This window comes from Pseudomonas fluorescens (assembly GCF_902497625.1).
Lineage (GTDB): Bacteria > Pseudomonadota > Gammaproteobacteria > Pseudomonadales > Pseudomonadaceae > Aquipseudomonas > Aquipseudomonas fluorescens_BQ.
This window is the reverse complement of record NZ_CABVGX010000051.1, coordinates 15,910-40,729: the sequence shown is the minus strand read 5'-3', so window position 1 is coordinate 40,729 and position 24,820 is coordinate 15,910. Positions and strand designations below refer to the sequence as shown.

General features: G+C 60.6%; 15 protein-coding genes. 6 read left to right on the top strand and 9 right to left on the bottom strand.

The features are described from left to right. Window positions 1-252: 252 nt before the first annotated feature. Window positions 253-1,185: a DMT family transporter gene (locus F8N12_RS23575; RefSeq protein WP_150582516.1), complete on the top strand. Its 933-nt coding sequence runs from the start codon at window positions 253-255 to the stop codon at window positions 1,183-1,185. On the opposite strand, the gene F8N12_RS23570 is transcribed toward F8N12_RS23575, so the two are convergent. Next, entirely contained in the window at window positions 1,130-2,311 is a 1,182-nt protein-coding gene (locus tag F8N12_RS23570) for an MFS transporter (protein ID WP_150582515.1), read from the bottom strand. The two genes, F8N12_RS23575 and F8N12_RS23570, sit on opposite strands and share 56 nt — an antisense overlap. Window positions 2,312-2,413: 102 nt before the next feature. Here F8N12_RS23570 and ptrR point away from each other — a divergent pair, with 102 nt between their 5' ends. After that, window positions 2,414-3,307, top strand: a complete 894-nt coding sequence (gene ptrR / locus F8N12_RS23565; protein ID WP_150582514.1) for a putrescine utilization regulator PtrR — start codon at window positions 2,414-2,416, stop codon at window positions 3,305-3,307. A 140-nt stretch (window positions 3,308-3,447) separates the two neighbouring features. Continuing rightward, entirely contained in the window at window positions 3,448-3,573 is a 126-nt protein-coding gene (locus F8N12_RS28150; protein ID WP_318189661.1) for a PA1414 family protein, read from the top strand. A gap of 116 nt (window positions 3,574-3,689) precedes the next feature. On the opposite strand, the gene F8N12_RS23560 is transcribed toward F8N12_RS28150, so the two are convergent. From F8N12_RS23560 to speB, 5 genes are all read right to left on the bottom strand, one after another. After that, on the bottom strand, window positions 3,690-3,941 hold the full coding sequence (locus F8N12_RS23560) for an acyl carrier protein (protein ID WP_150582513.1): 252 nt from the start codon (window positions 3,939-3,941) through the stop codon (window positions 3,690-3,692). A 140-nt stretch (window positions 3,942-4,081) separates the two neighbouring features. Then, the gene (locus F8N12_RS23555) at window positions 4,082-5,461 is read right to left on the bottom strand and encodes a sodium:solute symporter (protein ID WP_150582512.1); all 1,380 of its coding nucleotides are present in this window, start codon (window positions 5,459-5,461) and stop codon (window positions 4,082-4,084) included. Window positions 5,462-5,536: 75 nt separating this feature from the next. Further along, complete coding sequence (locus F8N12_RS23550; protein ID WP_191623213.1) at window positions 5,537-7,048, bottom strand: purine-cytosine permease family protein; 1,512 nt, start codon at window positions 7,046-7,048, stop codon at window positions 5,537-5,539. A 49-nt stretch (window positions 7,049-7,097) separates the two neighbouring features. Then, complete coding sequence (locus tag F8N12_RS23545; protein WP_150582510.1) at window positions 7,098-7,505, bottom strand: YybH family protein; 408 nt, start codon at window positions 7,503-7,505, stop codon at window positions 7,098-7,100. Between the two features lie 9 nt (window positions 7,506-7,514). Then, window positions 7,515-8,465, bottom strand: coding sequence for an agmatinase (speB, locus tag F8N12_RS23540; RefSeq protein WP_028624255.1), 951 nt, complete (start codon window positions 8,463-8,465; stop codon window positions 7,515-7,517). A 384-nt stretch (window positions 8,466-8,849) separates the two neighbouring features. Between speB and F8N12_RS23535 the strand changes: the two genes are divergently transcribed. Then, on the top strand, window positions 8,850-9,743 hold the full coding sequence (locus tag F8N12_RS23535) for a LysR family transcriptional regulator (protein ID WP_150582509.1): 894 nt from the start codon (window positions 8,850-8,852) through the stop codon (window positions 9,741-9,743). 4 nt (window positions 9,744-9,747) lie between these two features. Continuing rightward, window positions 9,748-10,344: a tRNA-uridine aminocarboxypropyltransferase gene (locus F8N12_RS23530; protein ID WP_150582508.1), complete on the top strand. Its 597-nt coding sequence runs from the start codon at window positions 9,748-9,750 to the stop codon at window positions 10,342-10,344. Between the two features lie 139 nt (window positions 10,345-10,483). On the opposite strand, the gene F8N12_RS23525 is transcribed toward F8N12_RS23530, so the two are convergent. The 3 genes from F8N12_RS23525 to F8N12_RS23515 all read right to left on the bottom strand — a co-directional run bounded on the left by F8N12_RS23525 (window position 10,484) and on the right by F8N12_RS23515 (window position 15,496). After that, the gene (locus F8N12_RS23525; protein WP_150582507.1) at window positions 10,484-11,851 is read right to left on the bottom strand and encodes an HlyD family type I secretion periplasmic adaptor subunit; all 1,368 of its coding nucleotides are present in this window, start codon (window positions 11,849-11,851) and stop codon (window positions 10,484-10,486) included. Between the two features lie 9 nt (window positions 11,852-11,860). Next, complete coding sequence (locus F8N12_RS23520) at window positions 11,861-14,020, bottom strand: type I secretion system permease/ATPase (protein WP_150582506.1); 2,160 nt, start codon at window positions 14,018-14,020, stop codon at window positions 11,861-11,863. Between the two features lie 117 nt (window positions 14,021-14,137). Further along, window positions 14,138-15,496, bottom strand: coding sequence for a TolC family outer membrane protein (locus tag F8N12_RS23515; RefSeq protein WP_150582505.1), 1,359 nt, complete (start codon window positions 15,494-15,496; stop codon window positions 14,138-14,140). Window positions 15,497-16,072: 576 nt separating this feature from the next. Here F8N12_RS23515 and F8N12_RS23510 point away from each other — a divergent pair. Then, window positions 16,073-24,775 carry a retention module-containing protein gene (locus F8N12_RS23510; RefSeq protein WP_150582504.1) on the top strand — a complete coding sequence of 2,901 codons (8,703 nt, stop codon included), beginning with the start codon at window positions 16,073-16,075 and terminating at the stop codon, window positions 24,773-24,775. The last annotated feature ends 45 nt before the right edge of the window (window positions 24,776-24,820 follow it).

The window sequence follows — 24,820 nt, the reverse complement described above, 5'->3', positions numbered from 1 at the left end:
CGCAGGCTTCGCCAGCTGCTACGGGCGCAGGCTTCGCCAGCTGCTACGGGCGCAGGCTTCGCCAGCTGCTACGGGCGCAGGCTTCGCCAGCTGCTACGGGCGCAGGCTTCGCCAGCTGCTACAGACGCAGGTTTCGCCAGCTGCTACAGACGCAGGTTTCGCCAGCTGCTACAGGCGCAGGCTTCGCCAGCTGCTACAGGCGCAGGCTTTGCCAGCTGCTACAGGGATTGATTGGGTCGTAGAGGTTTTCCGGTGAGCATCACACGACGTAGCGCCGACGGATTTGCCCTGCAGGTGATGGTAGGCTTGTGCCTGGTCTGGGGCGTTCAGCAGGTCATGATCAAGTGGGCTGCACCGGACATTGCGCCGGTGATGCAGGCCGCCGCGCGCTCGGGTATTTCCGCGCTGCTGGTAGGCCTGCTTATCTGCTGGAAAGGCGGTTGGGCTCAGGTCAGTCATACCTGGCGCGGTGGACTGCTCGCCGGCGCTTTATTCGGTCTTGAGTTCTTCTTCATTTCCGAAGGCCTGCAACTGACCACCGCCGCGCACATGTCGGTGTTTCTCTACACCGCGCCGATCTTCACCGCATTGGGCGTGCATTGGCTACTGCCCAGCGAACGATTGAGACCGGTGCAATGGCTGGGTATCCTGCTGGCCTTCATTGGCATCGCGGTTGCGTTCGCCGGCGGGGTTTCGTGGGACAACCTTGATCGACGCATGCTGATGGGCGATGCCCTCGGCGTGCTGGCAGGTGCGGCGTGGGGCGCGACCACGGTGGTGGTGCGCGCCTCTCGCCTATCGGAAGCGCCGGTGACGTTGACGTTGTTCTATCAGCTGATGGTCGGGTTTGTCGGCCTTCTGCTGATCGCGATCCTCAGCGGGCAGGTTACCCATGTCAGCCTGACCGGCGTGGCCGTGGCCAGTGTGTTGTTCCAGGGGCTGGTGGTGTCGTTTTTCAGCTACCTGACCTGGTTCTGGTTGCTGCGTCGATACCTGGCGGCGAACCTCGCGGTGTTTTCGTTCATGACGCCGTTGTTTGGCGTCACCTTTGGCGTGGTGTTGCTCGGCGAAGAATTGAGCCTCAACTTCGTCGTCGGCGCAGTGCTGGTGTTGTTGGGCATCACGTTTGTCAGCGCGGAGCAGTGGGTTCGCCGTCGTTTGCGCAAAGTCCTCGGGCAGCCTTGATCGGGCTGAGCGACAAACCGCCCGCGATCAGCAAAGCACTGCCGGCAACGATCAGGGCGAGGTGCAGGCCGCCGCTGAAATGACTGCTTGATGCTGCCAGCAGCGGACCACTCAGTTGGCCGATAGCGAAGCACGCCGTCAGCAAACCTGCGTTGCGCTGAGTGGAATGCGGCGCCAGTTCGCGCGACCGTTGCATGACCAATTGCATGCAGGCCAGAAACGGCGTCCCGCAGAGCATCACACCCAACGCAAGACCGGCACCGCTGCCGATCAGGCACGCGAATACACCTGCCGCCTGCAGCCATAACGTTGCCATCAGCCAGTGCCGGGTGGCATCCGGATTGTGTCGACGCAAGCTGACCAACCCCACGCCAATTGCTGACGCCAGGCCGAAACACGGCCAGAACAGATCCGCCTGCCATTGACCCTGAAACTGTGCGCTGGCCATCTGCGACAGAAACGTCGCCGGAATGATGTAGCCCAAGCCGTACAACCCGTAAATCAGCCCTAACCGCCCAATTCCGCGATTGCCCGTGCCGCCAGCGCCAGGCGCGGTGGAGTGGGTTGCCACCGCTCGCGGCAGAAATGGCAATATCCCCAGCAGCATCACCAGCCCGGCGGCCGCATACACCAGCCACAATGTTGCCGAGGTTTGCCCCATCAGGTTGGAGGCAAGAGCCAATAGGCCTGTCATAAAGATCCCCAGGCCGGGCCCGGCGAATACCACTGCACCCAGTCGCGGCCGGCCGGCTGCTGCGGCCAGTGGCTGACTCAGGGCGGTAATCATCACCAGCACCCAAGCGCTGGCCAGCCCGGTACCGAAACGCAGGATCATGTGCGACCAGAACCCATTGGCCCAGAACGACCCCAGGGTCAGCAGCACGCACAGCCACAGGCCGCCCAGCAGCCGCCGTCGAACTTGCTCGGGACGGTGGGAAAACATCGCATCAACGGCGCCGACCAGGTAGCCCAGATAATTGGCGGCCGCGATCAAACCGGCAGCAGTCAGGTCGATCTGTCCTTCGCTGAGCAGGTGCGGCAACTGCGGCGTCATGGCGAAGCGCCCGATACCCATGGCCATCATCAAAGCGATAAAGCAGGCTGACAAACGGATCAGAGGAGTCATGTTCAGGTTCCGGCAGAGGCTCAATGACCGTCAGGCTAGAGGTGATTGACTTTCTTTAAAAATGAATAATAGTGGGTAACTTGTTCTGATTTGGAGAGGGTCGTGGAATTTAGCCAATTACGGATCTTCCAGGCTGTTGCGCAAGAAGGCTCGATCACCCGGGCCGCCGAACGATTGCATCGCGTGCCTTCCAACCTGTCGACGCGGCTTAAACAACTCGAAGAACAACTGGGTGTGGAGTTGTTCGTTCGCGAGCGTCAGCGTCTGCTGTTGTCACCTGCGGGAAAAGTCCTGTTGGACTACACCGCGAAGATGTTCAATTTGCATGACGAGGCGCAAGCGGCAGTGCAGGGCGGGCAACCGGCCGGTGATTTCGTGCTGGGTACGTTGTACAGCACGGCGGCCATCCATCTGCCTGCGTTGCTGGCGCGCTATCACCGGCAGTATCCAGCGGTGAATCTGCAGGTGCAGTCCGGCCCCAGTGGAGAATTGCTGGAAGGTCTGCTGTCCGGTCGGCTCGACGCCGCGCTGGTCGATGGTCCGCTGGAGCTGGCCGGACTTGACGGAGTGCCGCTGTGCCATGAGCGGCTGGTGCTGATCAGTGAAGCCGATCACCCGCCGGTGCGCAGTGCCCTGGAGGTCGAGGGGCGCTCGGTGTTCACTTTTCGCCAGGGCTGCTCTTACCGTATGCGCCTGGAAGCGTGGTTCGCGCACGCGCATGCCGCCATGGGCCGGGCGATGGAAATAGAGTCTTATCCGGGAATGCTCGCTTGTGTCATCGCCGGCTCCGGGGTGGCGTTGATGTCGGAGTCGATGCTTGCGAGCCTGCCCGGTCGGGAAAGTGTCGCCGTACACCCGCTGGCTGAGCCGTTTGCCAGTGCGACGACGTGGTTGATGTGGCGCAAGGGCATGGTCGGGGCGAACCTGAACGCATGGATCGAGCAACAGCAGGCGCTGTATCCATCACCGGTGATCGCGACGTCGGCAATGGCTTGAACTTATCGCCGGGAATTCAGATCAATTCAGTAACAGATCATTGCTTCTTTTGCCGAGCATTGCGTAGGACTTCGGACTATTATCAGTGCGAAGGGGCTTTTAGAATTTCAGCCGCTCAGCATTACCCTGAAGGGGGCACCATGAAAGAGAAAATCCAAAGCTGGCTGCACGATCTGGGTGTTGCACTCGGTTTGATCGAACCGCCTATGCAACCCGTGCCTATTCGGACGGACGACGAACGTCGACGCCAACAACGCCGGCGATAAGCGCCTCGGCTGGATCGCAGTAGATATTTTGGGGCCGCTATGCGGCCCAACGGGGACAAGCCCCCTCACCACAATTAGCTCCCAGCCCAGATGGGGTTGGTCGGGTGTGGCACGGTTCAGTGGCGCCCAATCTGTATTAAAAACCGACTCAAGTCATTCGCCGTTCTGGCGGTCTTGAGAAGCTGATCTTCCTCTGCGGTAAATGCCGTCAGCCCCAGCTCATCTTCCAGATGAAAGATCAATTCTTCAATATCCTCTTTGTCCAATCCCAGGTCCTGCAGACTGGCGTTGTCGGCGAAGTCTTGCTGATCTTCCAGCAAGCGGCTGATGAAGCGGTGGACGGCGGCGCGAACGGCTGCTTTTTTCATGATTGTCTTCGCGAGCGTTGACGTAGTTGTTCCCGTATCGAGTAGAGCAGTCTCGATCCCGGGCACTCTTCACACGAAAAAAAAACGGGTGTGGCAACCGACGCCACACCCGTCCAAGAAAGCATCAAGTTAAGTACAGTTTAGATCGCAGTCGCCACCACTGCCGGACGACGGGACAGCAGGCTCACCGCGACGAAGCTCACGAGGCTGACACCCAGGCTGTAATAGATCGGCGTGTTGGCGTCCATGCCATCGGTGTACATGAATACCAGAGCCGTAATGAAGCCCAGCGCCATGCTGGTGATCGCCCCGGCCGTGGTTGCACGTTTCCAGTAGATGGCGCCCATCAGCGGGATCAGCATGCCGCCGACCAAGAGGTTGTAGGCAAGCGTCAGCGCGCTGATTACATCGTTCACGACCAGCGCGATGCCCAGCACTACGATGCCGGTAAGCAGGGTGAACAGACGGTTGCTGTTGACGTTCGACGGCTTGCCGCCGCGCAATTTTGGCAGCAGGTCTTCGGACAGTGTGGTTGACGCAGCGAGCAGGCCGGCGCTGGCGGTGGACATCATTGCAGCCAGTGCTGCGGCGATCACCAGGCCGCGGATGCCGTCCGGCAGAGACACTTTGACGATGGCTGCGAAGGCGTTGTTGACGTTGTCCAGATCCGGGATCAGTACGTGCGCCGCCATGCCGATCAAGGCGCAGACCAGGCCGTAGATGATGCAGTAGATACCGGCCGAGGTACCGGCGACTTTCGCAACTTTTTCGCTGCGCGCAGTGAACACGCGTTGCCAGATGTCCTGGCCGATCAGGATGCCGAAAAAGTAGATCAGGAAGTACGTGATGATGGTGTCCCAACCGATGCTGGTAAAGCTGAAGCTGGCCGCCGGCAGTTGCGCCACCAGTTGGTCCCAGCCGCCTACGCGATACAGGCAGATCGGCAACAACAGGAACATCAGGCCAACGGTCTGGATGCCGAACTGGACGATATCGGTCAGGGTCAGCGACCACATTCCGCCGATGGTGGAGTAGATCACTACGATGCCGCCGCCGAGTAATACCGAAATCCAGAACGGCATGTCGAACAGTACTTGCAGCACGGTGCCGATGGCCAGGATGGACGTCACCCCGATCATCAGTGCGTACGCGAGCATGATGGTCGCGCTGGCCGTCCGCGCCATCGGGTTGTAGCGCTTTTCCAGCACTTGGGTGACGGTGAATATCTTCAGTTTCAACAACGGTTTGGCGAGGAACAGGTTAATCGCGATGATCCCGCAACCCAGTGCGGCACACAGCCAGAAGCCGGAAATGCCATGGACGTAGCCAAGGCGAACGGTGCCGACGGTGGATGCACCGCCCAGAACCGTGGCAGCCATGGTGCCCATGTACAGGCCCGGGCCCAGGTTGCGACCTGCGACCAGGTAGTCTTCGTGGGTTTTTGCCTTGCGCATGCCGTAGTAGCCCAGCACCAGCATTGCCACGGCGTAAATGATGACGACCAATAAATCCAAAGCCATGATGGCGTGTCTCCGATTGTCTTTTTTATGGTGAGGCAAAGGTATTTCTGTGTGGCTCCCAGAACGGGAGGGGTGTCAGGCCGGCTGACGAATTTCAGGTTTCTCGATGGTGCTGGTGCCCTTGCTGCGTGGATCATTTGGCCCGAACACGGCGGCCGGTTCCGGGAACAGACCCAGCAAGGTCAGGTACAGCACCGACGCCAGGCCCAGTGTGACCGGCAGGCTGATGTCGATGCCGTCCGCCAGTTCACCCAAGGGGCCAACGAATTGCCCCGGCAGGTTGACGAAGCACAGGCCGACCAGCGCACTCGGGATCCAGGCCCCCAGGCCGCGCCAGTTCCAGCCATGGGTAAACCAGTAGCGGCCACCTGTTTCGCCGCGAGTGAACACTTGCAAGTCATCCGGGCAATAGAAGCCGCGACGCACCAGCAGACCGATGATCATGATCACCATCCACGGGGTGGTGCAGGTGATGATCAGGACGGCGAAGGTCGACACGCTCTGCACCAGGTTTGCCGCAAACCGTCCGATGAAGATGAAAGCAATCGACATCACCCCGATCAACAGCGTCGCCTTGACCCGGGACAGCACGCGCGGGAACACGCTCGACATGTCCAGCCCGGTGCCGTACAGCGCAGTCGTTCCAGTCGACATACCTCCGATCACTGCGATCAGGCAAACCGGCAGGAAGAACCAGCTCGGCGACACGGCCAGCAAACCGCCGACGTAATTGTTGGCAGCGATGTAGTCCGGCGCTTTGATCGCGACGATGGTGGCGGTGGCAAGGCCGAACAGGAACGGAATCAAGGTAGCGATCTGTGCCGCGATCACCGCCAGCATGATGCGGCTTTTTCGCGTATTTCGTGGAATGTAGCGCGACCAGTCACCGAGGAATGCGCCGAATGAAATGGGGTTGCTCATGGCCACCAGCGCCGCGCCGATGAAGGCCGCCCAGAAGCCGGCCTGCCCCATCGCGACTGTGCCGCTGAACTGGCTGTCGAACGTCGGCGCGAAGGCGAACACCCCGAGCAGGAACAGCGCACTGGCGGCCCACACCGCAATGCGGTTGACCCATAGCATGAAGCGGAAACCATAAATGCACACGATCAGCACCAGTATCGCGAACAGCCCGTAAGCCAGACCCAGTGACAGGTCGGTTTCCGGCATGCCGATCAGGCGTTTCGCGCCACCGATCAACGCATCACCCGAGCTCCACACCGACAGTGAGAAGAACGCGATCGCGGTCAACAACGACAGAAACGAGCCGACGATCCGCCCGTGCACGCCGAAGTGCGCACCGGAAGAGACGGCGTTGTTGGTGCCATTGAGCGGACCGAACAGGCCCATGGGTGCAAGAATCAGCGCGCCGAGCAGCACGCCCAGGACAATCGCCCAGACACCCGCCTGGAACGACAGCCCGAACAGCACCGGGAAACTGCCGAGGACTGCGGTCGCAAAGGTATTGGCGCCGCCGAAAATCAGGCGGAACAGGTCGCCGGGACGGGCGTCACGCTCGTGGTCCGGGATCTGTTCGACCCCGTTTGTTTCGATGCTGCTAAGACTTTTGTCGTTGTTATTATTCATGATCTGCTCCGATCATAACGGCGCGCTCATCGTGTGTGAGCGTCACCTGAAGCTATAGGGGTGGCAGCCCTTCCGGCATTGCGGACAAATGTTCGTGGCAGGCCAGCCATAGGCCTTGTTGTTGTCGGCGAAACACAATGGTTTCGCGCTCCTGGCTGAAGTGTTGCTCCCCTTGCATGCGCAGCTCGGTGGCCACGTCATGGATGAAAATCGCCACATCACCTTGCAGGCTGACAAAAGCGTTGCTCGAGGTGCACGACAGCACCTCGAAGCCATCCTCGGCGCGCCAGCTGTCCCACAAGGCCTGATAGGCATCGCGCGACAGCAGAGGCTGTTCGAGGGTGTAGAACACGAAGCTGGCATCGGCGCTGAACGCACCGAAGTAGGCGTCGCGATCGTTGCGGGCAAAGGCTGTCACCAGTGCAGCGGCAGCGCTTGAAACCTGATCGGTGTCGTTCATGACCCATCCTCAGCGATGGGCCACGCCCGGCAGTACGCAGAGCATTTCGTAGAGCAGGTTGGCGGCCAGCAGCGAGGTGTTGCCGGTGGTGTCATAAGCCGGCGAGACTTCTACCAGATCGCAACCGATCAGGTCGAGACCCTGGCAGCCGCGGATGATCTCGATCGCCTGAATGGTCGTCAGACCGCCGATTTCCGGGGTGCCGGTACCCGGTGCCCAGGCTGGGTCGATGCCGTCGATGTCAAAGCTCAGGTACACCGGACCGTTGCCGACTTTCTCGCGAACTTCGGCCATCAGCGGCGCCAGGGATTTGTGCCAGCACTCTTCGGCCTGAACCACGCGGAAACCTTGTTTGCGGCTCCAGTTGAAATCTTCCGAGGTGTAACCCTGAGCGCGCAGACCGATCTGAACGACGCGATCGCAATCGATCAAGCCTTCTTCGGCCGCGCGACGAAAGGTGGTGCCATGGGCGATTTTCTCGCCGAACATATGATCGTTTACATCCGCGTGGGCGTCGATGTGCACCAGGCCGACCTTGCCGTGTTTTTTGTGGATGGCACGCAGGATCGGCAGGGTGATGGTGTGATCGCCGCCGAGAGTCAGCGGTATCACGTTGTGTTCGAGGATCGCGTCGTAGGATTCTTCAATGATCCGCACGGCGTCCAGCAGATTGAAGGTGTTGATCGCCACGTCACCGATGTCAGCGACCGACAGGGAATCGAACGGGGCGGCGCCGGTGGCCATGTTGTACGGGCGGATCATTACGGATTCGGCGCGGATTTCGCGAGGTCCGAAGCGGGTGCCGGGGCGCAGGGAAGTGCCGATGTCCAGCGGTACGCCAACGAAGGCCGCATCCAGGCCGGCAGCGGTAGGTACATGGGGAAGTCGCATCATGGTGGCGATGCCGCCGAAGCGCGGCATTTCGTTGCCGCCCAGTGGTTGGTGAAGAATCTTGTCCACGGGTAGGGCCTCATCGTCGTTGTTTTATTTATGTCGGTTGCACGGCTCGGGGAGAGACGGGCACCGGAGTGGGGCCGATTCTGCGAAATGCAGTGGCCGGAAAGAATCGCTGCGGGCAAATACTTAGTTCAGATTTTTCTAAACTAATGGCGGGTGCAGAGATAGACTTGCGGCCATGCACAGAATCCCGTATCGATTCGGCTTTTGTGGCGAGGGGGCTTGCCCCCGTTCGGCTGCGCAGCAGTCGTCACCCGGCACACTCTCTCTGTCGGAAACCGCAGTAGGTGATTTGGGGCCGCTTCGCGGCCCAACGGGGGCGAGCCCCCTCGCCACAGGTTCGCCGTCGTCCCAAAGGTTGCGCTTTCCTTTTGCTGGAGCTCCCCCATGGCCAACGCTTTACCCGACCTGAAGCTCCTGCGCATTTTCGTCAGCGTGGTTCGCCATCAAGGTTTCGCCAACGCGCAACAAGAGCTCAACCTCTCGACGTCGGCGATCAGTACCTACATGAGTCAGCTCGAAGCGGCGCTCGGCCTGGTCCTGTGCCATCGCGGACGCGGCGGTTTCAGCCTGACCAGCAAAGGCGAACTGTTCCATCAGGAAACCCTGCGCCTGCTCGGTGAGCTCGAAGGGTTCGAGCAATACGCCGCTGCACTCAAAGGCGAGTTGCGCGGCACGCTTAACCTCGGCGTGATCGATTCCACCGTGAGCGACAAAGCCCTGCCATTCGCCGAAGCCATTGGCGCTTACAGCCAGGAACACCCGGCCGTGCATTTGCACTTGTCGGTGATGAGCCCGTACGAATTGCAACTGGGCGTGCAGGACAACCGTCTCGACCTGGCCATTGGTGCGTTTTCCACGCGCATGAGCGGCCTGGTCTACATGCCGCTCTACCGCGAACAACACTGGCTGTATTGCAGCAGTCGCCATCCGCTGTTCAGCGAACGGCGCATCCCCGAACAAGTCATCACTCAGCAGCGCATGGTCGGTCGCGGCTACTGGAGTCAGGCCGAACTGGCGCGTCACGGTTTCAAGCACAGCGCGGCGACCGTGGAAAGTATGGAAGCGCAGTTGATTCTGGTGCTGTCCGGCGCCTACATTGGATACCTGCCGGAACACTATGCCCAGGCCTGGGCGGACAAGGGAGATTTGCGCGTGTTGCTCCCGGCGACTTTTGGTTATCAGGCGCCATTTTCGATGATCGTGCGTCGAGGCCGTAGTCGTGAACCATTGATCCAGACGTTCCGCGACTTGCTCAAAGCGCAGCTCAATCAGGTTTAAAACGATGCCCCGAATTCAATGTCCGCGCTGCCTGCGCCCCCAGAGCCATTGCCTTTGTGCGCTGATCCCCAACCTCGATAGCCGCACCCGGGTGCTGCTCTTGCAGCATCCGAGTGAAGTCAGCCATGCGCTGAACACGGCGCGGTTGGCAGCGTTGGGGTTGAGCAATGCCGAGATGATTGTCGGTGAAGTGTTCGAGGAGTTGCCGGTACTGCTGAATCAACCCGGTTATCGCGCGCGGCTGCTGTTCCCGGCGAACGATGCACAGACGTTGCAGACCTACGCCGCGAACGATGAGCCGATGCTGCTGGTGGTGCCGGACGGGACCTGGCGCAAGGCGAGTAAAATGCTGCACCTCAATCCGCTGCTGGCAGCGTTGCCGAGAGTGACGCTGGCGGCGGGGGCTGTATCGCGTTATCGCTTACGCAAGGCTCCGGAGCCGGGCGCGTTGTCGACGATCGAAGCGATTGTGCAGGCGCTGCAGACGCTGGAAGCGCCGGCGGATTTTGACGCGTTATTAAAGCCGTTCGACGCTTTGATCGACGGGCAGATAGCGGCGATGGGGCAGGAGACCTACCAGCGTAACCACGTGCCGGAGTAGCCATGGTTCATAAGGGCCTCATCGCGAGCATGCTCGCTCCCACAGGAATCGAGTTCTTCCAGAAAAGCTGCGATCCACTGTGGGAGCGAGCCTGCTCGCGATGGCGATGGAAAAATCAAAGCAACCCCCGCAACAGAGATCACCGCTCCCGCATCGCCTCCGTCCGCGCTTTCAACACCGGTTTCAACAGGTAATCCAGCACACTTTTTTCACCCGTAATGATATCGACGGTGGCCACCATCCCCGGGATGATCAGCAGCGGTTTTGCATCGCCGCCCAAATGGTTTTTGTCCGTGCGCACTTGAATCAGATAAAAGCTGTTGCCCTTGTCATCTGTGATCGTATCTGCACCAATCAGCTCAAGCTTGGCGCTCAGCCCGCCATAAATCGTGTAGTCGTATGCACTGAACTTGACCATCGCTTTCTGCCCCGGGTGCAGGAAGGCCACGTCCTGCGGCCGCACCTTGGCTTCGATCAACAGGTTTTCTTCGATCGGCACAATCTCCACCATGTCGTTGCCCGGCTGAACCACGCCGCCGATGGTGTTGACCTTCAACATCTTGATGATCCCGTGCACCGGCGATACCACGGTGGTACGGGATACACGGTCATCGATAGCGATGCTTGATGCGGTGATCTTCGACAGATCCGTGCGTTTCTCGTTGAGCTCTTTGGCGGCTTCGGAGCGGAATGCTTGCTCGGATTCGTCAATCTTGCTTTTGATTTCGTTGATCGCCGATTCCGCACGCGGTATCGCCAGCGTGGTGGCATTCAGCGAGCCACGGATTTCCACCGCGCTGCGTTTGAGTCGCAGAATTTCCACGGGCGAAACTGCCCCGGTACCGACCAGCGGCGCCGACATGTTCATTTCCTGCTGCAGTAACGCCAGGCTGGAACTGAACTGGCCCTGTTTGGAGCGAAACTCTGCAAGTTCCTGGGTTTTTTGCCGCAGTTGCTCACTGAGCGTGCGTTTCTCACTGGCCAGTTGACGCTGCCGCTGGTCGAACAACGAGCGTTCGTCTGCGGCCACTTGCGGTGCTTTGGCGATCACTTCGGGCGACAGTGTAAAGGGCCTGCCTTCGGCCTCGGCGGACAGGCGCTCGACTTGCGCTGTCAGCGCATAACGATCTGCCTCACTTTCGCCCTTGTTTGACAGAAACCGCGTGTCATCGAGGCGCAGCAACGTGTCGCCTTTGTTCACCATCTGACCTTCGCGGACGAAGATCTCGGTGACAATGCCGCCCTCCAGGTTCTGAATCACCTGAACTTTGCTTGAGGGGATCGCCTTGCCTTCGCCCATGGTCACTTCTTCGAGCACGGCAAATTTGGCCCAGACCACGGCCGTAATGATAAGCCCGGCGGCCAGCCACACGGTGACGCGCGACCAGCGCGGCGAGTCCTGCAAAGCCGCGCCGGCCGTTTCCGGCATGAATTCGCTTTCGGCGGTTTTGCCGAAACTGCCGAAGTAGCCCCTGTCTTTTGAAGACGCTGCGGGTGAATCAGACATGGACAACTCCTAAACCGCCGCAGAGCCGACGCGGCCCTTGCGTAGTGCATCGATGACCGCTTCTTTCGGACCGTCGGCGACGATCCGCCCGTTGTCCAGCACTACCAGCCGGTCCACCAGGCTGAGCATCGAGGTGCGGTGGGTGACCAGCAACAAGGTCTTGCCTTGCATCCAGCCGTGGAGTTTCTGCCGCAGAACATCTTCGCTGCTGTTGTCCATGGCGCTGGTGGGTTCGTCGAGCAGCATGATCGGTGGATCGAGCAGCAGAGCCCGCGCCAGCAACACGGCCTGACGCTGACCGCCGGACAGCAACTGACCGCGTTCACCCACCGGCCGGTCGAACCCTTGCGGGTGCTGACGCGCCAGTTCGGTCACGCCAGTCAATTCGGCCACTTCGAGCATGCGCGCATCGCTGATGTAGCGCGCACCCAGGGTGAGGTTGTCGCGCAGGCTGCCGGCCAGCAACGGCAAGTCGTGGGCGACGTAGCCGATTTGCTGGCGCAGGTCGGCGACGTCCAGTTGCCGCAGGTCAAGGCCATCAAGCAACAACTGACCTTCTTCCGGCGCATAAAAACCCATGACCAGCCGGGCCAGGGTACTTTTTCCGGAACCGCTGCGGCCGATGATGCCGACACGTTCGCCGGGCTTCATGCTGAAACTGACGTTGGCCAGCGCCGGCGTGCTCTGGCCGTTGTAGTGAAAGGTCACGCCGATCACATCGAGTGCACCTTGCAACTGCGTGCGCTCGAGCGGACGTTGCCTGGCATCGCGCTCCTGCGGCAGGGTCATCAGCGCGTCGGTGCTTTTCATGGTCAGTTGCGCTTGTTGATAGCGCGTGATCAATCCGGCGATTTGCCCGAGCGGTGCCAGAACGCGACTACCGAGCATGTAGGTCGCAACCAGTGCGCCGACGCTGAGGTTGCCGGCGATGATGCTGTAGACGCCGGCAACAATGGTCGCCATGCCGGCGAATTGCTGAATGAACAATGTGCCGTTGGTGGCCATCGCCGAGAGGTTGCGCGCGTGGCTGTCAAGACGGGTAAGAGCGCCATGGGTGCTTTCCCATTTGTGCTGGCGTTCACTCTCGGCGCTGCAGGCCTTGAGGGTTTCCAGCCCGCCAAGGGTTTCGATCAGCAACGCCTGGCGTTCTGCGCCTAGGGTCAGGCTTTTCTGCACGGTGTCGCGCAGACGGGACTGAATCACCATGGCAAAGATGATCGTGATCGGGAACGCCAGCAGCGGAATCACCACCAGCCAGCCGCCGAGCAAGCCGATCACCACCAGCATCAGCACGGCGAACGGCAGGTCGATCAAACTGGTCAGGGTCACGGCAGTGAGGAATTCGCGCAGCCCCTGGAAGTCGTGAATGCTCTGGGCGAAACCGCCGATGGTCGCCGGCCGCGCTTTCATTGACATGCCGGTGATGCGCTCGAACAACGTTGCCGAGAGGATCACATCGGTTTTCTTCCCGGCGGTGTCCAGCAAGTGCGCACGCACCAGGCGCAGCACGAGTTCGAAGCCGGTGCCGATCAACAGTCCGATCGACAACACCCACAGCGTCGACGTGGCCTGGTTTGGCACGACGCGGTCGTAAGTTTGCATGACGAACAGCGGCACCATCAAACCCAGCAGGTTAATCAGGAAACTGGCGAGAATCGCATCGCTGTACAGCCATTTGGATAATTTCAAGGTGTCGCGAAACCACGCATCCACTCTCGGTACCAGCGGCGCGCGGAGGTCTTCGAGCTCGTGTCGCGGGCGTGCGAACAAGGCCTGCCCGCTGTAGTCCGCGGTCAGCTCTTCACGACTGACCCATTGCTCACCGCCATCGGCCTCGCTGGGCAGAATCAACAGGCGCCCGTCATCGCCGACGCGCCGCAGAACGGCGGTGCGTCCGTTGGCGAGCATCAACATGACCGGTAGATTGAGCGGCGAGATGTCTGCCAGGTCGCGCCGCAACAGGCGCGCCTGCAAACCGGCCCGGGCCGCTGCACGGGGCAGCAGGTCCAGGCTCAGGCGTTGGTGTGCCATAGGCAGCCCGGCACTGAGGCTGGCGCGACTGACAGTCGCACCATGAAGTTTGCAGAGTATCAACAGACCGTCCAGAAGCGGGTCATCGAAGCTCAGCCGCGGATCGACGCCAATATTGCCGGGTTGCATGCTGGTCACACTGATTGTTCCTGTAGATCCGTGGTAATGCAGCCGACCGCAGGCTGGCGACGGCTGAAATCCTCTGATCTGATTACAGCAGAATCAAAAGATCGCAGCCTCCGGCAGCTCTACGGCTTATCTGAGTTCAGGCAAACGGGCTTCGCTTTTCACTTCAGTCTGAGCGATTGCATCGGCAGGCAGTACTACGCGTTGTTTGCTCAACAGCTCGCCCATGTTCGCCAGCACACGGTACATGGAATATTCCTCGGTGTAGCGAACTTCGGTGTAGCGGCGGTTGGCGTTGTAGAGTTCGTTTTCGCTGTCGAGCACGTCCAGCAGGGTCCGCTGGCCAAGACCGAACTGATCCTGGTAGGCGGCGCGTACGCGGGTGGTGGTCTCGGCGTATTCGCGGGCAGTCGGGGTTTGCTTGCGCGCGTTGACCATGGCGTTCCAGGCCAGGTGGATATTTTCGTTGAGTTGACGCAGGGCGTTGTTGCGGATGTCCATCGCCTGGTTGATCAGGTGCGCGTTGGACGCCAGGCGTGCCTTGTCGCTGCCGCCGCGGAACAGGTTGTAATTCATCACCACACCGACGCGCCACTCGTTGTCGTGGCCTTCTTCGCCTTGCACGTTGTTGTTCGCGCCCACGGCAGCTTCGGCATCGAAACGTGGGTAGAAGGGCGACTTGGCGACTTCGTACTGGCTCTCGGCTGACTGCACGTCGGCCTGCGCGGATTTCAGGTACGGGTTGTTGTCGACCATGCTGTTCTGCGCATCTTGCAGCGTGCCGGGCATTTCACCGCGAATCGATGGCAGGGTTTCCAGCTCATCGGGCATGCGCCCGGTGACGGCGAAGAAGTTCGATTCGGCGTCGGCCAGATCGACCTGGGCGGTGTCGAGGTTGTTCTCTGCCAGTGCGCGACGTGCGGTCGACTGATCGGCATCGGCGTTGCTACCGATACCGCGCTGGGTACGCAAACCGATCTGATCGTTGACCCGCAGGTGTGCTTGCAGGTTGTTGGTGGCCAGCGTCACCAGTTCGCGGCGCTTGAGTACTTCGAGGTAGACCTCGATGGTGCGCAGGGCCAGATCCTGGGCGGTGCCCTGAGCGTAATAGGCCCGGGAATTGACCACGCCCTTGGTGCGCTCGACTTCGTTGGCGGTGTTGAAACCGTCGAAGATCATCTGCCGCAGACGCAGTTCCGACTGGGTGTAGGTCAGGATTTCGGTGTTGTGATTGCCGAAAGCCCGGGTATTAGTGTTGTCGCTGTACCCGCGCCCGTACGCGGCATTCAAATCCACTGACGGATAAAACCCGCCCTTGGCGACTTTTACGTCTTCGTCAGCCGACAGACGGCTGTCCACGCGCGACGCGAGTTCCGGGTGAGTGGCGAGGGTACTTTGGATAGCCTCGGTCAACGACATGGCTTGAGCCTGAGTGGTGCAGGCCATGGCCAGTAAAATCGCACTGCAGAGGGGTGTTAAAAGGCGCATGGGTGCATCTCCCTGGTTCCTGATGGCGCTTTATCAGTCGCCAAATATTTGACGACATTTATAGGTAAAACCGTTTCAAGCTTGTAACAACAGAGCTAAGAACATTCCAGCGAAAAGCTAAGAAGAATTTTTCATAAACCTTATTCTAAAAAAAACTTATGCGCTATGCTGAATCCAAGACATTGTTCACTCGTAAAACCCTTGAAGCAAGAGACTTAGAGCGCGATCAAGGGAAGTGATAAAAAGTTCCATCCACTTATCGACATAGAGCGAAGAAGTGCTGGAGGGGAGGTAAGGCGTAACGGTTTCGAGCGGCATTTTTTTGTCACTCGGGGAGTTTTGACCGTTACGGATCGTTGACAGGTCAGCATTGCGAAGTGAATCCAGGGCCACAGATGGCGCAGGTTCATCATCGCGGGTTTTCCTGCAAACGAAGCGCTGGGTGACATTGAGGACTGACTTGCGGCGTGTTTGACCGCGTCCGCAGTGCCCTGCCAACAGCCCACCTGCCCGAGCCAGTGCAACTTCTTCGCAGACAACAGGTGCCGACAGCGGTTGGCAGCGGAGGAAATGCACATGGCTACGCTCATCGGTATCGTCAGTAAGGTCATTGGCCAGGTGTTCGCAGTTGCCAGTGATGGCACGCGTCGCGCCTTGATCGAAGGAGACAGATTGTTTGCTGGCGAACAATTGGTGACCGGAACCGACGGTGCGGTAGCGGTGCGTTTGCAAAACGGCCAGGAGCTGACGCTGGGGCGTGGCAGCAGTCTGCAGATGAATTCGCAGTTGCTCGCCCATCAAGCGCCGCACGTGGACACCGCTGACGCGACCACGCCGACGCAGGCGCAACTGACCGATGTCGAGCAGCTGCAAAAAGCTATCGCTGCGGGTGCTGACCCGACGCAAACCGGTGAAGCTACCGCAGCCGGCCCGGGTAACCCGGGAGCGCCGGGTGGTCCCCTGGGCGGCGGCCACAGTTTCGTGTTGCTCGAAGAAGTGGCGGGGCGTGTCGATCCTACCGTCGGCTTCCCGACCGAAGGCTTCAACGGTATTCCCGAATTCCCGCTGGGTCGTCTCGCCGGTGACCCGGACAACGGCGATGACGGCCTGGGCGATCCTGGCAATCTCCCGGTCAATCCAGTCAACCCGGTTGACCCGGTTGACCCCGTTGTGCCGGCTGATCCAGTGCTGCCCGGTGACCCTCAAGTTCCCACTCCGCCAAACAACCCGGTCACTCTAACGGGCCTCTCGGTGGCTGGTGGCGAGCTGACAGTCAACGAAGCCAACCTCGCTGACGGTTCCGCACGCAATCTCGGCGCCTTGACTCAAAGCAGCACGTTCACTATCTCCGCACCGGATGGTCTGACCAGCCTGAGCATCGGCGGGATCAACGTGATCAGCGGTGGCGTGGCCGCCGGTTTTCCGCAATCGATTACCACCCAGTTGGGCAACACCCTGACTGTGACCGGCTACGACCCGGCCACCGGCGTGGTGAGCTACAGCTACACCCTCACCGGCAGCGAAACCCATTCCGCCGGTGACGGCATCAACAACCTCAGCGAACAGTTCACCGTCGTCGCCGGCGACAGCAATGGTGACACCGCGACCGGCACGCTGGACGTCAACATCAGCGATGACGTGCCGCAGGCGGTCGATGACACCAATGCCAGCGCTGCTTCGGAAAATCTGCTCACGCTCACCGGCAGCGTCCTGCCGAATGACGCACAAGGCGCCGACCGCATTCCGGTTGGCCCCGACAGCGGCCCGATCATCGGCGGCACGTTCACCGGTACGTACGGCACGCTGGTACTCAACCCAAACGGCACGTACACCTACACCCTCAACACCACCGACGCGGATTTCAAAGCGTTGACCGGTGGCGGCACTGGCACCGAGACGTTCACCTACACCCTCACCGATGCCGACGGTGACACCAGCACCGCCAACCTGGTCCTGGAAATTCTCAACAACGACGACCCTGTAGTGATCGATGGGCTGACCCTTGCGGGCGGCGAACTGACGGTTCGTGAACAGAACCTCGGCGACGGCACCAGCCCGGACGCAGCAGCCCTGACACAGAGCGGCACTTTCACCGTCACCGCCCTCGACGGCGTGCAAAACCTGACTGTCGGCGGCATTGCCGTGGTCACCTCTGGCGTAGCCGCAGGCTTCCCGCAATCGGTCGTCACGCCGCTCGGCAGCACGTTGACCATTACCGGTTACGACAGCGTCACCGGCGTGGTGAGCTACAGCTACACACTCGCCGACACCGAAACCCATCCAAATGCTGATGGCAGCAACAGCATCGCCGAGCAATTCGCCGTGACCGTGGTCGACGACAACGGCACCACAGCCAATGGCAGCCTCGACGTGAATATCGTCGACGACGTGCCGCAGGCGATCGATGACAGCAATACCGACACCGCGTCGGAGAGCCTGCTGACCCTCGAAGGCAATGTGCTGGGCAATGACGTACAGGGCGCCGACCGTGTTGCGACCGGGCCGAACGCCGGGCCGGTCACTGCCGGCACATTCACCGGCACCTACGGTACCTTGGTGCTCAACGCCAACGGCACCTACACCTACACCTTGAACACCAGCGACGCGGATTTCAAAGCGTTGACCGGTGGCGGCGACGGCACCGAAACGTTCACCTACACCTACACGGATGCCGACGGCGACACCAGCACTGCCAATCTGGTCCTGGACATTCACAACAACGATGATCCGGTGACCATCGACGGCTTGAACGTAGCCGGCGGCGAACTGACGGTTCGCGAACAGAACCTCAGCGACGGCACCAGCCCGGACGCGGCGGCGCTGACCCAGAACGGCACCTTCACCATCACTGCGCTGGACGGCGTGCAAAACCTCACCGTCGGCGGGATCTCCGTGGTCACCGCAGGCGTGGCCGCAGGCTTCCCGCAATCGATCGTCACGCCGCTCGGCAGCACGCTGACCATCACTGGCTTCGACAGCGTTACCGGCATCGTCAGTTACAGCTACACCTTGGCCGATAACGAAGCTCATTCGAACGCTGATGGCAGCAACACCATCGCCGAGCAATTCGCCGTGACCGTGGTGGATGACAACGGCACCACCGCCAATGGCAGCCTTGATGTCAACATCGTCGACGACGTGCCGCAAGCGATCGATGACAGCAACACCGGCACCGGCTCCGAAGCATTGCCATCGCTGGAAGGCAACGTCCTGACCAATGACGTGCAAGGCGCCGATCGTGTCGCGACCGGGCCGATTACTGCCGGTACGTTCACCGGGACCTACGGTACGTTGGTGCTTAACGCCAACGGCACGTACACCTACACCCTCGACGTCAGCGACGCCGATTTCAAAGCGTTGAACGGTGGCGGCAACGGCACGGAAAGCTTTGTCTACACGCTCACCGATGCCGATGGCGATACCAGCACCGCAACGCTGGTGCTGAACATCCACAACAACAATGACGACGTGATCCTCAACGGCCTCGACGTCAACGGTGGCGAGCTGACCGTCTCCGAGCAGAATCTCAGCGACGGCACCAACCCGAACACGCCGGCACTGACCCAGAGCGGCACCTTCACCGTGACCGCGCTGGACGGCCTGCAAACCCTGACCGTCGGCGGCATCGCCCTGGTCACCGGTGGCGTTGCCGCAGGTTTTCCGCAGTCGACCGTCACGCCGTTGGGCAGCACGCTGACCATCACCGGATACGACCCGATTACCGGCGTGGTCAGCTACACCTACACGCTGGTCGATAATGAAACCCACCCGAATGCCGCCGGTGCCAACAGCATCAGCGAGAACTTCGATGTGGTCGCCACTGACTCCGACGGCAGTACCGCTTCGGGCCAGATCAACGTCAACATCGTCGATGACCTGCCGACCGCCAACCCGGATGCCGACACCGTGCAGGAAGGCGGCACGGTCAGCGGCAACGTGCTCAACAACGACATCGGCGGTGCCGACGGTCCGGCGCTCAACGGTGCTGTGGTAGGCGTGCGCGCGGGTAGCGACACCTCTAGCTCGGCCATCGGCGGTCTGAACTCGCAGATCAACGGCAGCTACGGTTACCTGACCCTCGACGCCAATGGCAACGCGGTTTACCACAGCAATCCAAACGCAGTCAGCGCACCTGGCGCGACCGATGTGTTCACCTACACCGTGCGCGATGCGGACGGTGATGAAAGCACCACGACCATCACCATCAACGTGGCGGACTGCACCCTCGTTGCGGCCGTCGATACTGATGTCACGGTAAAAGAAAATGCGCTCGATCTGACCAAGGACGGCCAGGACCTCGCGCCCGGCACCGTCACTGGCAGCCAGTCGGGCGGCACCGGAGAAACCGCTTCTGGCACCCTGGTCGGTTCGGTCACCGGCACGACCGGTGCGCTGACGTACACCCTGGTCGGCAACGCCACCGGGACGTATGGCCAGATTCAGGTCAACCCGGATGGCACCTATACCTACACCCTGACGTCGCCACCGACCACCACGCCGAATGCCAACGACGGGCCGAACACCCTGAGCGAAAGCTTCACCTATCAGGCGACCGACCCGCTGGGCAACAGCGTCACCAGCACGATTGTGATCAATATCGTCGATGACGTGCCCACCGCCCATGTCGATCTCACTTCGGTGGCGGAGGGCGGGATTGTCTCCGGCAATGTGCTGGTCAATGACGTGCTCGGCGCCGACGGCCCGGCCGCAGGCGGCGCAGTGGTTGGCGTACGCGGCGGCAGCGACACCTCGAGTTCGGCCATTGGCGGTCTGAATTCGCAGATCAATGGCACCTATGGCTACCTGACGCTGGATGCCAGCGGCAACGCCGTTTATCACAGCAACCCGAACACGGTTGGCGCTCCGGGTGCGACTGATGTATTCACGTACACCATCCGCGATGCCGATGGCGACGAAAGCACCACGACCATCACCATCGACGTGTCCAACAGTCGCCTCCTGGCGGCGATCGACAGCGACGTGAAAGTCTACGAAAAAGCCCTCGACCTGACCCGCGACGGCCAGGACCTGGCGCCGGGCACCGTCGAAGGCAGCCGTCCCAACAGTACCGCTGAAACAGCGACAGGCACGCTGGTCGGTTCAGTCACCGGTGCGGTCGGCGCGATTACCTATTCGCTGGTCAGCAATGCCTCCGGTAACTACGGGCAGATTCTGCTCAATGCCGATGGCAGCTACACCTACACTCTGACGTCGCCAGCCACGACCACACCGGGCGTGGATGACGGCCCGAACACACTCAGTGAAAGCTTCACTTATCAGGCCACTGACTCGCTGGGCAACACGGTCACCAGCCAGATTGTGGTGAATATCGTCGATGACGTGCCGATCGCCCACTGCGATTTTGTATCGGTTGTTGAAGGCGGCACCGTTACCGGCAACGTGTTGGGCAACGATATCCTCGGGGCAGACGGCGCTGCAGCAGGCGGCGCGGTGATTGGCGTGCGCGCCGGCGATGATAATTCGAGCTCCGCCATTGGCGGTTTGAATACTCAGATTCAGGGCACCTACGGTTACCTGACACTGGATGCCCAGGGCAATGCGGTTTATCACAGCAATCCGAACACTGTGAAACCCGCTGGCGCGACCGATGTGTTTTCTTACACCGTTCGCGATGGCGACGGCGATGAAGCCACCACGACCATCACCGTCGACGTATCCAATAGCGCCCTTATGGCGGCGACGGATAAAGACATCAAAGTTCAGGAAAAGGCCCTGGACCTGAACCGCGATGGCCAGGACCTGGCGCCGGGCACTGTCGAAGGCAGCCGTCCAGGCAGCACCGCTGAAACAGCGACCGGTACTTTGGTCGGCTCGGTCACCGGTGCGGTCGGCGCGATTACCTATTCGCTGGTCAGCAATGCCACCGGGAACCACGGGCAGATTCTGCTCAATGCCGATGGCAGCTATACCTACACCCTGACGTCGCCAGCCACGACTACACCGGGCGTCGATGACGGCCCGAACACACTCAGCGAAAGCTTCACCTATCAGGCCACCGACTCGCTGGGCAACACGGTCACCAGCCAGATCGTGGTGAGCATTGTCGATGACGTACCGATCGCCCACTGCGATTTCGTCTCGGTCACTGAAGGCGGCACCGTCACCGGCAACGTGCTGGGCAACGATATTCTCGGTGCCGACGGCGCTGCTGCAGGCGGCGCGGTCATCGGCGTGCGCGCCGGCGACGACAATTCGAGCTCGGCCATTGGTGGGCTGAACACCAAGATACAGGGCAACTACGGTTACCTGACGCTGGATGCACAGGGTAATGCGGTTTATCACAGCAATCCGAACAGCGTGAACCCCGCTGGCGCGACTGATGTGTTCTCTTACACCGTGCGCGATGGCGACGGCGATGAAGCTACCACGACCATCACCATCGACGTCAGCAACAGCTGCATCGCAGCCGCCAAAGACACTGACGTCACCGTCTACGAAAAGGCGCTGGACCTGAACAAAGGCGGCCTGGATCTGGCGCCTGGCACAGTCACCGGCAGCGAGCCCGGCCATACCGGCGAAACCGCCAGCGGCACATTGGTCGGTTCGGTCAGCGGCGCCAGCGGTGCGGTCACTTACACCCTGGTCGGCAACGCCACCGGCGCGTTCGGGCAACTGCTGCTCAACCCTAATGGCACTTACACCTACACCCTGACCTCGGCCCCGAAAACCTCGCCGGGCGCCAACGATGGGGCGAACAGCCTCAGCGAAAGTTTCACCTACAAAGCAACTGATGCGCTGGGCAACAGCACCACCAGCACGATCCAGATCAACATTGTCGATGACGTACCCAAAGCGGTCGCTTCGGACCGTTCGGTAGCGGCAGTTGAGATCGATTCCAACCTGCTGTTGGTGATCGACGTTTCCGGCAGCATGAAGGACGCCTCCGGCGTTGCCGGCCTGTCGCGCATGGCGTTGGCCAAGCAGGCAATCAGCGCATTGCTGGACAAATACGACGACCTTGGCGACGTCAAAGTGCAGATCGTCACGTTCAGCAGCGATGCCACCGACAAGACCTCGGTGTGGGTCGATGTGGCCACGGCCAAGTCGATCATCTCCGGCCTGGTAGCGCATGGGGACACCAACTACGACGCAGCCATCAAAGTGGCGCAATCTGCGTTCAACACCGACGGCAAACTGGCCGGCGCGCAGAACGTTGGCTACTTCTTCTCCGACGGTAAACCCACAGTGGGCAACCTCGATAAAACGGAAGAAGCTGGCTGGAAAAACTTCCTCGAAGCAAACAACATCAACAACTATGCGATCGGCCTGGGCAATGGCGCTCGCGATCTCAACCTTGATCCATTGGCGTTTGACGGCAGCGCCGGTTTGGGCCATGGCACCGACACCAAGTCGGTGGTGGTGACCGATCTCAACCAACTCAACTCGGTGCTTTCCGGCACCGTGGTCGGCGCACCGGTCACCGGTTCGTTGTTGAGCGAGGGCGGTACCTTTGGCGCCGATGGCGGCTTCATCAAAGCCATCACGGTCGACGGCACCACTTACAGCTTCGATCCGAAAGGCAACAGCAATCAGGGTTCGCTGACGGTCAGCGGGGCGGCCAACAATGGCACCTTCAACACGGTCAACAACACCCTGAGCATTGCCACCAATAACAAAGGCACGCTGGTGGTGAACCTCGACACCGGCGAATACACCTACACCTCGCAGAAAACCACCGCGGTGACGCTGACAGAAAAAATCGGCTTCACGGTCAGTGACAACGACGGCGACCTCGCCAGTTCGAACCTGGTGATCAAAGTCATCCCGAATGCGGCACCGCTCGCAGTGGACGATCACGTGATCACCAACGTGCTTGCACCTAACGTGGTGGTACCCGCCGAGCTGCTACTGGCCAATGACAAAGATCCAAATGGCGATCCGATGACCGCCACGCCGATCACGTTCAAGACCGGCTGGACCGGCAAAGGCGCCGATTTCATCGGCACCAAGCCGAACTTCGTCTTCACCGGCAGTAACGAGCAAGCGGTGACGATCGCTCGCAGCCAATTCGTCGCCAACACTGCGGCGATGACCGCCATGCTGGTGGTCGGCGGCGCGTTAGGTGCAGTCAGCAACCTCAACACCAATGACGTGGACAACATCACCGTCAATCTGAAACAGGGCGAAACCCTGAATCTGGATCACAACCTCAAAGCGGGCAACATCGGCATGGAGTATTCGGTCAACGGCGGCGCATTCATGGCGCTCGCGGATGGCCAGACCCTGACGGCAAACTCGGATGGCACCTACCAGATCCGCGTCACCAACACGACGGACACGCCGGGCAACGGCGGCACTGACTCGGAAGCCTACAAATTGACCATGACGGTCAATTACGCCAACGCCCACGATGCCACTCCGGACGCGCATGGCACCTATGCGGCCAACGACAACCACGGCGGCAGCGACAGCGCGGCAGTGTCTATCAGCTATCAGGCCGGCCACACCCTTACAGGTACTGCGGGCGATGACGTGCTGGTGGCGGGCGCCGGAGATAACATCCTCAATGCCGGCGACGGCAACGATGTGCTCAGTGCCGGAGCCGGTAACAACGAGTTGCACGGTGGCGCCGGCAATGATCTGCTCTACAGTGGCGCTGGCAACGATCTGCTCGACGGTGGTACTGGCATCGATACCGCCAGCTACGCCAATGCCACCGCTGGGGTCAAGGTCGACCTCGGTCTGACCAGTGCGCAGAACACCGGCGGTGCGGGCACAGATACATTGACCGCGATCGAGAACCTTACGGGGTCCAGTTTCAACGACCAGCTCACTGGTAATAGTCAAAGCAACATCATCACCGGCGGGTTGGGCAGTGACATCCTCAACGGCGGTGACGGCGACGACTTCCTGATCGGTGGCCTGGGCAACAACACCCTCACCGGTGGTGCTGGCGCGGACACCTTCCAGTGGCTCAAAGGCAACAGCGGCCACGACGTAGTGACTGATTTCACGCCGGGTACCGACAAGCTCGACCTGTCACAACTGCTGCAGGGGGAAAACGCTAGCGTATCTTCCCTGGACGATTACCTGCACTTCAAGGTGATTGGCAGCGGCTCGGAAGTCATCACAAGCATTGACGTCAGCGCCATGGCCGGCGCTGCGCCGAATCAGACCATCGATCTGGCCGGCGTCAACCTCGCCAGTCATTACGGCGTGACGCCGGGAGCGGGTGGGATGGTTGCGGGCGGCCATGACACCGCGACCATTATCACTGGGATGTTGAACGACCATTCGTTGAAGGTAGATACGGTCTGATCTGAAAGCCTGAAACACAAAAACCGCTATCTCCGGGCCGGAGAT